This is a genomic window from Hamadaea sp. (assembly GCF_013362815.1).
In the GTDB taxonomy this organism is placed as follows: Bacteria; Actinomycetota; Actinomycetes; order Mycobacteriales; family Micromonosporaceae; genus Hamadaea.
This window is the reverse complement of sequence record NZ_JABFVK010000053.1, coordinates 1-11,305: the sequence shown is the minus strand read 5'-3', so window position 1 is coordinate 11,305 and position 11,305 is coordinate 1. Positions and strand designations below refer to the sequence as shown.

General features: G+C 69.0%; 9 protein-coding genes and 1 pseudogene. 3 read left to right on the top strand and 7 right to left on the bottom strand.

All coding sequences use genetic code 11. From position 1 onward, the window contains the following. Positions 1-13: 13 nt before the first annotated feature. Positions 14-1,279: a protein kinase gene (locus HOV77_RS24085; protein WP_290865328.1), complete on the top strand. Its 1,266-nt coding sequence runs from the start codon at positions 14-16 to the stop codon at positions 1,277-1,279. A 23-nt stretch (positions 1,280-1,302) separates the two neighbouring features. On the opposite strand, the gene HOV77_RS24080 is transcribed toward HOV77_RS24085, so the two are convergent. Together HOV77_RS24080 and HOV77_RS24075 are read right to left on the bottom strand one after the other, a co-directional pair. After that, on the bottom strand, positions 1,303-1,710 hold the full coding sequence (locus HOV77_RS24080; RefSeq protein ID WP_363260867.1) for a roadblock/LC7 domain-containing protein: 408 nt from the start codon (positions 1,708-1,710) through the stop codon (positions 1,303-1,305). Between the two features lie 31 nt (positions 1,711-1,741). Continuing rightward, positions 1,742-2,704, bottom strand: coding sequence for an ATP-binding protein (locus HOV77_RS24075; protein ID WP_290865324.1), 963 nt, complete (start codon positions 2,702-2,704; stop codon positions 1,742-1,744). A gap of 360 nt (positions 2,705-3,064) precedes the next feature. Between HOV77_RS24075 and HOV77_RS24070 the strand changes: the two genes are divergently transcribed. Together HOV77_RS24070 and HOV77_RS24065 are read left to right on the top strand one after the other, a co-directional pair. Beyond that, positions 3,065-4,900, top strand: coding sequence for a chorismate-binding protein (locus HOV77_RS24070; protein ID WP_290865322.1), 1,836 nt, complete (start codon positions 3,065-3,067; stop codon positions 4,898-4,900). A gap of 125 nt (positions 4,901-5,025) precedes the next feature. Then, positions 5,026-5,847 carry a metal-dependent hydrolase gene (locus HOV77_RS24065; protein ID WP_290865320.1) on the top strand — a complete coding sequence of 274 codons (822 nt, stop codon included), beginning with the start codon at positions 5,026-5,028 and terminating at the stop codon, positions 5,845-5,847. A 156-nt stretch (positions 5,848-6,003) separates the two neighbouring features. Here the strand turns inward: HOV77_RS24065 and HOV77_RS24060 are convergent, their stop codons facing one another. The 5 genes and pseudogenes from HOV77_RS24060 to HOV77_RS24040 form a co-directional block, all read right to left on the bottom strand. Then, positions 6,004-7,668: a bifunctional 3'-5' exonuclease/DNA polymerase gene (locus tag HOV77_RS24060; protein WP_290865318.1), complete on the bottom strand. Its 1,665-nt coding sequence runs from the start codon at positions 7,666-7,668 to the stop codon at positions 6,004-6,006. Between the two features lie 68 nt (positions 7,669-7,736). Beyond that, on the bottom strand, positions 7,737-8,654 hold the full coding sequence (locus HOV77_RS24055) for a carbohydrate ABC transporter permease (protein WP_290865316.1): 918 nt from the start codon (positions 8,652-8,654) through the stop codon (positions 7,737-7,739). 12 nt (positions 8,655-8,666) lie between these two features. Continuing rightward, positions 8,667-9,581, bottom strand: a complete 915-nt coding sequence (locus HOV77_RS24050) for a sugar ABC transporter permease (protein ID WP_290865314.1) — start codon at positions 9,579-9,581, stop codon at positions 8,667-8,669. Between the two features lie 18 nt (positions 9,582-9,599). Beyond that, on the bottom strand, positions 9,600-11,027 hold the full coding sequence (gene ngcE, locus HOV77_RS24045; protein WP_290865312.1) for an N-acetylglucosamine/diacetylchitobiose ABC transporter substrate-binding protein: 1,428 nt from the start codon (positions 11,025-11,027) through the stop codon (positions 9,600-9,602). Positions 11,028-11,196: 169 nt separating this feature from the next. Continuing rightward, positions 11,197-11,305, bottom strand: a pseudogene (locus HOV77_RS24040) (RpiR family transcriptional regulator); the annotation flags it as partial.

Sequence of the window (11,305 nt, the reverse complement as noted above, 5' to 3'; positions counted from 1 at the left end):
GCAGACTCCCCTCATGCTCGGGTTCGCCGCGGGTACCCCAGTAGCAGGCCGTTACCTCCTCGTGGAGCGTCTAGCGGCGTCGCCTGGTGCGCAGATCTGGTCGGCCTTCGACGACGTGCTGGGCCGCCCGGTCGCGGTCAAGTTCTTCCCGTCCGCCGCCGGGGACGAGCACAGCCTCATCGCGTTGCGGGCGCGAGCCCGGGCCGCCGCCCGGGTCAGCCATCCGCATCTGGTCGGCGTGCTCGACGTGGGCGAGGCCTTCTCCGGCGACGGCGCGCCCACCCCGTTCGTCGTGCTGAGCCTCATCGAAGGCGAGCTGCTCGGCGACCGGCTGACGGGCGAGACGCTGACCCCGGCGGAAGCGGCGCAGATCGGCGGCCAGATCGGGCAGGCGATCACGGCGCTGCACCACCGCGGTCTGACCCACGGCGAGGTCGACGCAGGCAACGTCGTGCTGACCGCCACCGGCGCCGTGCTGCTGGGCGTTGTGGGTTCCGCTCAGCTCGGCTGGCATACCGAGGCGGCCAGCGAATTCGACGACGTCAACGCGCTCGGCATACTGGTCGAGTCGTGCGTGCGCGAGGTACCGGCCCCGCTGGCGGCGGTGTGCGCACGAGCGGGTCGGGTCGGCGAGAGCGCGGCGGATCTGGCGGCGGCGTTCGCCGCTCTGACGACCTCGCCAGCCCTGGTCGTCCGTCCCCGGTACGCTCCCAATCGCCGCCGGGTCGGGCTCGCCGCGGTCGGCCTCGCGGGAGCCGTCGTGGCCGCCGGCGTGGGCGGAGTGACTGCGGGCGCACTGCCTTCTCTGCTGCCCGTCGGCAGCGAGCCGATCGAGACGGCCGGGAACACACCCGGTTCGACGCCGCGTAGCAGCGCTCGATCGGAAGCGCCCACCGGCGTCGAGTCTCCCCGGCCGTCTACTTCGGCTGCCCCGACCACGCCGGGCGTGAGCACTACCGGGCCGGGCGGATCGCCGACCCCTACGACCTCGACGATCACCGACCCCGCGGCGGTCAAGACCGCGCTGGGAGCGTTGCGCGACAGCGTCACGGCCGGCCGCTCGCTCGGCGAGATCACGGCGGATCTGGCTCAGAAGCTGGACGCGCAAGTCGGCGACATGCTGATCGATGTGCAGTTGGGCAAGCGCATCACCGGCAAGCTCCAGGCTTTCCGCAATCGGGTGGCCCTCGCCGAGCGGACCAACGACATCACGAGCGTCCGGGCGACGGCGTTGCGCGCCGCCGCCGACGACGTCGAGAAGGCCGACAAGCCAGGCTGATCTCGGCCGCCGCCGAGCCTGGCTTACCAGGTGGCCCCGAGCTCGTCGCGCAGCTGTGGGGTCAGCAGGTCGCCCGCCGCCTTGACCAGGCGCACCATCTCGAAGCCGATGACGCCGAGGTCGGCCGCCCGCACGGCGAGCACTACCAGCACGGCCGACTCGCTCACCGACATGATGAGCAGATAACCGCGGTCCATCTCGACGACCGTCTGAGAGACGCCGCACGACAGGGTGAGCTCAGCCGCACCCCGCGCGATGCTGTGGAGGCCGGCCGTGATCGCGGCGAGCTCCAGCGCGCGGTCGTGCGCCAGCGATTGCGCGGCGACCAGCGGCAGCCCGTCGGCCGAGACCACGGCGGCGTGCGCGACACCCGCGGTCCGGTCGACGAATCCGCTGATGAGCCAGTGCAGCCGCTGGGCCGACGGGCTCAACGTGTCGACCACCATGAATCGCTCCGATCGGTTAGTTCTCGCGCAGCCCGTCGTAGAGCCGGGTGAGCACCCGCTCGGTGGCGGGGTCGGCGGCCACCGGCTTCGCCGGGCCCTCCGGCTCCCCGGTCGACGGCGGCAGGCTGGCCATCGGCACCCGGGAGGGCAGCAGAATGGTGTGCTCCTCGACCGGCTCGCCCATGGGCAGGCGCATGGTCGGTTCGGCGTCGAACGGCTCGGTGGTGGTGAGCCGGACAGCCGCTGTGCGGTCGCGCTTGCGGGGCTCCAGGACGGCCTCCGGCAGCTCGACGGTGGCGCGTACGCCGCCGGCCGCCGCCGCGAGGGTCACCCGCAGATCGTGCCGTGCCGCGAGGTGGCCGATGACCACCAGCCCCATGCGTTCGGTGACCGAGGCGTCGACCTCGGGTGGATCGGCGAGCAGCTGGTTCAGCTCGTCTCTGACCTCGTCCCGCATCCCGATGCCCTGATCAGTGACGATCACCCGGGCACCCGGCGCGGTCCGTTCGCCGGTCACGGTGACCACGCTGGTCGGCGGTGAGTAGCCGACCGCGTTCTCCAGCAACTCGGCCAGCAGGTGGACCAGGTCGGCCGCGACCACCCCGGAGACCTGTACGCCGTCCTCGACCTCGGCCCGAACCCGTTGATACTGCTCGTTCTCCGAGACGGCGGCGAGCACCAGGGCGGCCAGCGGCACGGGTTCACGGCTGCGACGTCGGGCCGACCCGCCCGCGAGGACGAGGAGGTTCTCGTTCGTCCGCCGCATCCGGGCGGTCAGCCGCTCCAGCCGGAACAGCGCGGCCAGACGTTCGGGGTCCCGTTCGTCGCGTTCGAGCTCTTCGACCACCTTGAGTTGCCGTTCCACCAACGATTGACTGCGCCGCGCGAGGTTGACGACGATGTCGTTCACCTGTCCCCGGCTGACCGCGCCACTACCGTCCTCATCGGACGTCGGTGCGTCGAATCGCCTGCTGCGCAACCTCCCCAACATGACCGCCGCCCCTCCGGTTGTCGTGTCTGCGCATCGACGCCACCCGGCCGGCAGGCGCCCGCCCCGCGAGAGCCGCCCCCGGCCGCAGGATGCCGGTATGGTAACCCTGCTCGGCCGAAAAGCCGACGCTGAGCCAACCATCTGACATAAATCGCCGGTAGATGTCGCACTCTCGATCATCTTTCTGCTAGCTTTCTGGCATGTACGCGCGACAGAGCTGGTGGCCCGCCCCTACGGCGGCCTGAAGCTCGCGCATCCACGATGCGGCCGCCTCGATGAGGCGGCCGTCGGTGTTCCCGGTGGCGGACGCCGAACCCGAGGGCGGCCCCTGATCTGGGAGAACCCGCCATGACCGACCTCGCCGACCTGCTCCACGGCACCCGCCCGTACGCCCTCCTGCGCCGCGAAGGCGCCGGCCACGTCGAAGTCCTCATCGGACAGATGACGACCGCGCCGTCGACCGGCCTCATTCCGCTCGACCCCGGTACGCCGACCCTCGCCCTCCTCCCCCACCGGCAGATCGCCGAACGGGGCTTCGCGGCGGTGGACGACGGCGAACCGCTGCTCTGCCTCGTCGCCGCCGAACGGGGGCGGGCCGGCCTGCCCGAGGTGCTCGCCGCCCTGCCCGAGGAGATCGGCGAGGTCACCGATCTCGGCTTCGACATCGCCGACGACGCGTACGCCGAGATCGTCGGGCGCGTCCTCGCCGAGGAGATCGGCCGGGGCGAAGGTTCGAACTTCGTCATCCACCGCACCCGGCAGGCGCAGGTCGCCGACGAACGGCGTACGGCGCTCGCCTGTCTGCGGCGGTTGCTGCGCCGGGAGACCGGGGCGTACTGGACCTTCCTGGTCTATACCGGCACGGAGTATTTCGTCGGCGCCAGCCCCGAACGGCACGTCTCACACGAAGCCGGCCTGGTGATGATGAACCCGATCTCCGGGACCTATCGCCATCCCGCCAGCGGGCCCGACCGCGCCGGCCTGCTGCGCTTCCTCGCCGATCCCAAGGAGGTCAACGAGCTGGCGATGGTGCTCGACGAGGAGCTGAAGATGATGGCGGTCGTCGCGGACGGCGGCGGCCAGGTCGTCGGCCCCTACCTCAAAGAGATGGCGCACCTCGCGCACACCGAGTACCTGCTCGCGGGCCGCGGTTCGCTCGACGTCCGCGACGTGCTGCGCGAGACCATGTTCGCGCCGACTGTCACCGGCAGCCCCATCGAGAACGCCTGCCGGGTCATCGCCCGCCACGAGCAGCGCGGCCGCGGCTACTACGGCGGGGTGGTCGCGCTGCTCGACCACGACGACACGGGCACGCCCCGGCTCGACTCCACGATCCTGATCCGGACCGCGCGGATCGGTGACGGGCTCGTGCGGGTTCCGGTGGGCGCCACACTGGTACGCGATTCCACGCCGGACGGCGAGGTGGCCGAGACGCACGCCAAGGCGGCCGGCGTACTGGCGGCGCTGGGTCTCGTGCCCGCGTCGTCGGCTCCGGCCGGTGCGGCGACCCGGTTCGCCGACGATCCCGACGTGGTCCGTACGCTCGCCGCCCGCAACGACCGGCTCTCCCCCTTCTGGCTCGCCGACCGGACGCAGGTGACCTTCGCCCGCCCGTTCGAGGGGCGTACCTGCGTCATCGTCGACGCCGAGGACACCTTCACCGGCATGCTCGCCCACATGCTCCGCTCGCTGGGGATGACGGTCTCGCTTCAGGCGTACAAGTCGGTGGAAGAGAGTGTCGACGCGGACCTGGTCGTGGCCGGTCCGGGGCCCGGCGATCCCACGGATCCGGCGCTGGCGAGCGCGGCTGCTCTGCGCCGGGTGATCCGGCGGCGGCTCGCGGACCGCAAGCCGTTGCTGGCGGTATGCCTCGGGCACCAGGTGCTGGCCCAGGAGCTGGGGCTGACGCTGCATCGCCGTGAGGTGCCGGCGCAGGGCCTGCCGATCGACGCGGACCTGTTCGGCACGGTACGCCGAGTCGGCTATTACTCGACGTTCACCGCGCTCACCTCCGAAGTGGACGGAGTCCGACTGGCCGCCGGGCCGGACGGATTCGTGCACGCACTCCGCGGACCCCGGTACGCCGGAGTGCAGTTCCACCCCGAATCGGTGCTGACCGAGGACGGGCCGGGCATTCTCACCGCCCTGATCACCGATCTGCTGGCGGTCGAACCCGTACGCTAGAAATCCACAGTCATCAGCCGGACATCCAAGGTGGAGGTCCGGCTGATTGCTTTGCGACAAGTGTTCTGGCAAAGTGTGCGCGACCCGTGATCGCGGGGTCATCCAATGGGGAGGAATCAGCCACCATGATGGGGCGTTCGCACGCGCTTTCCGGTGCCGCGACCTGGCTCGCCGGATCCGTGGTGATGGAGCAGGTCTTCGACTATCCACACCAGTCGCCGCTCTATCTGGCCCTCGGCACCGCGATGTGCGCCGGTGGCGCACTCCTGCCCGACCTGGATCTCTCCGGCAAGGTGACCACCAACCAGGGCGGTGCGACGGTGGCGCACACCTTCGGCCCGGTGTCCATGTTCATCTCCGAGGTCATCGAGAAACTCTCCCTCGGCATCTACACCGCCACCCGGTTGAGCCACGATCCCAAGCGTGACTACGGACACCGCACCTTCACGCATACGCTGCCGTTCGTGGTGCTGATGGGCTGGGGCGCGAGCTTCCTGTGCCAGCGCTTCGGCAAGTGGGCCGTGCTACCCATCCTGTTCTTCATGATCGGGCTGGCCCTGCGCGGCGTCTTCGAGCACTGGGCCAAGCGCGCGGGCTGGGTCATCACCACCGCCGTCGCGGCCGCCGCCTCCTGGTACACCTTCGAGAACCTCGACTCCGGCCGCGGCTATCCACTCATCGGGTTCGCCGTCGGCGTCGGCTGTTTCGTGCACCTCATGGGCGACATCGTCACCAGCGCCGGAGTGCCGATCCTGTGGCCCATCCCGACCGGGTTCAAGAAGATCCGCCTGTGGCGCATGATCGGCGTACCGAACGCCATCTCCGTCGAGGTGGGCGGCAAGGTCGAGACGCTGGTGCTGTCGACCCTGTTCATCATCATCTCGTTCGGCGCCGGGGCCTGGCTCGCCGGTGGTGCCATCTTGCGAAAGTTCGGCGTCGACGTCTGACGCCCTCTCCTGCACCCGATGCCCGTCGCGCGCCCTGCGGCGGGCATCGCCGTTTCGGCTCGCGCCGCCGGGCTTGACGGCGTGATCTTGAACGGAAAACGCTGTCATGGCAACGTTTTCCGTTCAAGATCACGCCACACGTGTCCCAGGCGAGCGTCAGGAGGGCTTGGCGTCCGCGTACGCGGTGACCGCCTTGGCGTCCATGACGAAGTGCACCTCCGTCGGCCCGAAAAGCAAGCGCCCGGCTTCGTTCGCGCACTCCTGAAGCAGCCCCGCGACATACTCCGCGGTTTCCAACGAACAGTCGAGAATGACCTCGTCGTGCTGGAAGAACACGAGTTCGGCATCGACGTCCCAGAGTCGCGTACGCACAAGGGCCAGCAATGTGGCGGCCCACTCCGCAGCAGTCGCCTGGATGACGAAGTTACGCGTGAACCGCCCCCGCGCCCGCTGACCGGCCGACGTACGCAGGTCGCCGTCGCGGCTGTTGAACCACTCCCCGTCGTTGTCGGGGGCGGCACCGGGCCGGGGACACGTCCGGCCGAGCCACGAGCGGACAAGCCCACCGGTCTCGCCCGTACGCGCAGCCTCCTCCACGACGGCCCAAGCGTGCGGATACCGTCCTTTGAGGACGGCCAACGCCGGTGCCGCCTGCCCGCCGGTCTGACCGTACATCGCGCCCAGCAGGGCGACCTTGGCGGTGGCCCGGTCGGCGAACCCCTCCAGGCCGGTGTAGATGTCGCCCGGCCCGGCCGCCTTGCACAGCCCGGGGTCGCGGGAGACCGCCGCGAGAATGCGGGGTTCGAGCTGGCCGGCGTCGGCGACCACCAGGCGTCGGCCGGGATCGGCCCGCACCGCCGCCCGCAGCACGGCCGGGATCTGCAGCGCTCCGCCGCCCCGGGTGGCCCAGCGGCCGCTGACCACCCCGCCCGGCACGTACGCCGGATGGAACCGGCCGTCGCGGACCCACTGCTGCCGCCAGGACCAGCCGTGCGCCGTCCAGATGCGGTAGAGCTCCTTGTAGTGCAGGATCGGTTCGATCGCCGGATGCTCGACCTGCTTGAGCACCCACGCCCGCGTGTTCGGCACGTCGATGCCCGCCTTGCGCAGCGCGCGCCGCAGCTCAGCCGGCGAATCGGGATGCAGCCCCGGGCTCGCCAGCAGGTGGCAGATCTGCTCGGTCAGCTCGACCAGCTTCTGCGGCGGACCACCGGCCGGGCGTCGTGCGCCGAGCAGCTCGGTGAGCAGCTCGTCATGCGTCGCCGCGTCCCACGGCAGACCCGCCCGGCCCATCTCGACTGCGACGAGCGCGCTCGCCGACTCGGCCGCCACCAGCATCCGGAATCGTGCGGGGTCGGCCGTCGCGGAGATGCGTTTCAGCTGGTCGGCGTACACGCGAGTGACTTGCTCGATGGTCGCCTCGGCGGCTGCGCTCGGTTCGCCGAACAACGTCCCTTGCGCTTCGCCAGGCGGTGCGGCTTGGCGTACCGGAGGATCGGGTGGCACCGGCCCGCCCGTCAGTCGCGCCCACGCCGCCGCGAACGACCGGGGCGCACCCCACTCACCCTCCGCGCCGACGAGCAGGGCTTCGGTCATCTCCAGGTCATGACACCGTGGTACGCGCACAGCAGCGTCCAGGATCGCCGGGTAGACCGTCTCCGTGGACGGCCACACCCAGCGCACCTCGGGCCGGGCCCGAACCTCGGCGGCCAGATCGGTGACGTGCCGTGGCTCCGCCGTCGGCATCCCGTCGGACCCGAGCGGTTGCACGACGGCACCCCGCGACGGGTCGGGAGCGACGGCGACGATCACGCTGCTCATTCTGCTGCCCAGGTACGACAAACGAGCCGACCTCCAGCGGAGATCGGCTCGTTCGAGGGGACGGATGGCTACTTGACCGCGCCCGCGGTGAGACCCGCCTGGATCTGCCGCTGCATCACGGCGTAGATGAGGATCATCGGGAGGATCGCGATGGTGATCGCCGCGAACAGCGCGCCCCAGTCCGACTTGAAGCCGGCCTGGGTGGAGATCTCGGCGATGCCCTGGGTGAGTACCCAGTTCTTCTCATAGCCGCCGGGGACCAGGTAAACCGGCAGGAGATACTGCGCCCACTGCCCGATCACATTGAAGATGCCCACGCTGATCAGGCCGGACTTCGCCATCGGCATCATGACCCGGAAGAACAGCTTCACGTGCCCGGCGCCGTCGATCATCGCGGCCTCGGCGACGGAGGTCGGCAGCGTCTTGAAGAAGGCGCTGAGGAAGAAGACTGTGAACGGCAGCGAGTACGAGATGTAGACCAGGATCAGGCCGGTCTTCGTGCCGAGCAGGCCCAGATCGCGTACCACGAAGAAAAGCGGCACGAGCGCGAGGAAGACCGGGAACGCCAGGCCGGACACGAACAAGTAGTAGATGAAACGGTTGCCGAAGAACTTGTATCGCGCCAGGACGTACGCCGCCATCGAGCCGAGCAGCATCGTGCCGACGGTGCTGATCGCCACCACGATCACGCTGTTGATCATGTAGGTGCCGATGTGCGCGGTGTTCCACGCCCGGCCCCAGTTGTCCCACCGCAGCTTGGCGGGGAGCGTCCACGGGCTGCTGAAGATCTCCTCCGGCGATTTGAAGGAGGAGAGGAAGACCCAGATGAGCGGGCCCAGGATGATGACCGACCAGACCATCAGCGAGATGCTGCTGAGCCGGGAGAAGAGGCGGATTTCCCGCTTCTGGCGGCCCGCCGCCGTACGGGCGGCCGGGCTCGCGGAGGCCGCCAGGCGGTCCTGCGCGGGGGTGGTGTTCGTCGTCATCGCGGTTCCCACTCAGTACTCGATGGTTTCGCGCTTGGTGACACGCAGTGTCAACGCGGCGAAGGTCAGCGTCAAGAAGAAGAGGACGACACCGATCGCCGATGCGTAGCCGAGCTTGCTCTTCGACGCCGCGTAGTAGAGCTCGGTCGCCAGTGTCGTGGTCGCTCCGTCCGGACCGCCGTAGCCGCCGTCCTGCGCCAGCACGTTGATCAGCGCGAAGAAGTCGAACGCGGCGATGCCCAGGTAGACCCAGGCGACCTGGATCGTGTCCCACAGCAGCGGGAGCGTGACCCGGAAGAACAGCGAGGCACGGGTGGCGCCGTCGAGCTCGGCGGCCTCGTAGATCTCGGCGGGGATGCTGGACATGCCCGCCGAGAAGAGCACCACGTAGAAGCCGATCGCCTGCCAGATGGCGACGAACATGATCGCCCACAACGCGGTGTTCTTGTTGACGAGCAGGGCGACCGGGTCGAACCCGAGCTTGGTCAGAACGCCGTTCACCAGCCCGGTGTTGTCCGGACGGTAGACCGTCTGGAACATCACGCCGACGATGGCGATGGCCAGGACCTGGGGGAGGAAGAACACCACTCGGTAGAACTTCGACCCCCAGACCCCGGTCCGCACTCCGCCCTTGGAGCCGCCGCCCACGTTCAGCAAGAACGCGAAGAACAGGGCGACTGCGATGGTGATCAGCGGCAACGCGACAAGCAATTCGAGGTGGTGCGTGATGGCTTGCCAGAAGCGATCGTCGTCGAACAACTGCTTGTAGTTGTCGAAACCGATCCACTTAGGCGCAACCGAGAAGCCCCGCCACGCGGTCATCGAGATGTAGAACGTTCGCAACGTTGGATAGATGACGAACGTTACATACAGGAGGACCGGCAGGAACAGAAAGCCCGCCACGAACGGGTACTTGCCGTGCCGCATGACCCCAACGCTCCTAAATCAGCGCTTGAACTTGGTGATGGACGCGTCCTTCTTGATGGCGTCCGCCTTCTTCTGGATCCGCTCGGCCCACGCCTTGCCGTCGATGCGGCCGAACATGAGCTCGTTGGTGGCGGCGCGGGCCTCCTTGTCGAGGTCCTGGTACCAGCCGTCGAAGAAGAGGGTAACGACATCCTTGCCCGCCGCGGCAAGAGCGGCCTGCGAGCTCTTCACACCCGCCGGGAAGGCGAAGCCGTCCGACGCGCCCGCGACCACGGTCGGCGCGTGCGCCTCGGTGATCTCGGTGAAGGCACGAGCGCTCTTCTTGGAGAGCATCTGGCGCATGAACTCCAGACCGCCGGCCTTGCTGGCCGCCGACTTCGAGACGAAGTAGCCCTCACCGGCCGCCGAGCGGACCGCCGCCGGCGACAGCTTGTCGGAGCCGTCGTACGCCGGAACCGGCGCCAGCTGGTAGACGAAGTCCTTCGGCGTGGTGGCGGCCTGCTCGCCCTCCAGCCAGTCACCCGACGGGTACATCGCCAGCTTGTACTGGTTCTGCTGGAGCTGCACCTCGGTGTGCTTGAGGCCCTCGAACGCCGGGTTGATGTAACCCTTCGACGCCAGGGTGCCCCACGCGGTGGCGGCCTTGACGACGGCCTCGTTGGTCCAGGCGCCGTCCTCGAGGTTGTCGATGTTCTTCAGGACGTCGCCGCCGCCGATCTTCGCGGCCTGGGTCAGGATCACGTTCCACTGGTAGTACGCGGCGTTGGCGCCCGCGTAACCGTAGGGCGTGATGCCCTTCGCCTTGATCTTCTCGCACAGGGCGAGGAAGCCGGCCCAGTCCTTCGGGGCCTCCCAGCCGTTGTCCTTGAACAGCTTGTCCGAGTGCCAGATGCCGAACACGGTCGACACGTAGTACAGCACGAACGGCTTGCCGTTGAACGAACCCGCCTCGACGGTGCCGGCGAACACGGTGTCGCGGACCTTCTTGTTCGGGTCGTCCACCGACGGCGCGTCCCACAGCTCGGTCAGATCGGCGAGCTGGTCGTCGGCGACCAGGGCGCCGAAGTCCATCGACTTGGTGCCCGAGTTGTTCACGAACTCCGGCGGGTTGCCGCCCTGGAACCGCGGCTGCACCAGCGCCGTGATGTCCTGGGTGGCGGTGTGCTTGACGGTCGCCTTCGGCCAGGCGGCCTTGAAGTTCGGCTCGAGGCCGTCGGTCGCGTACTTCTGACCGTAGCCACCGTCGAAGATGACGACCTCGACGGTCGCGTCTTCCTTCATGCCGAACGGGTTGGTCGGGGTCTTGGCCACAGTGCCGCCGTCGCCGCCCTTGTCGTCGTCGCTGCAGGCGGCCAGGAAGCTGACGGCGGGCACGGCGAGCGCGCCGGCCACCGCGGCACGGCGCAGAACCGTGCGGCGGCTCAGCTCGGAGGGGGAGTTGGACATCTTTGTCTCCTCGGTACGGGTCAGGCGATGGGCCGGTGGAATCCGGCGCATCGGGACTCGAGGTAAGGGTTGGCGTTCGTCCCCAAGAGGACGGTCATGAAACTCATCCCCGAAGGGACCTCGACACGGTGCGCCGTCGGCGCCGCGTCGAAGACAAGGCGGAGGTCCTTCATTCGGCGACCTCCTTGATCCGATGGGCCTCCACCGCACGAGCCGTACGCTGAAAGGCCGCGTGCGAGCGCTCATGAGTGCGCTGCGCCACCGCGATGTACAACAGG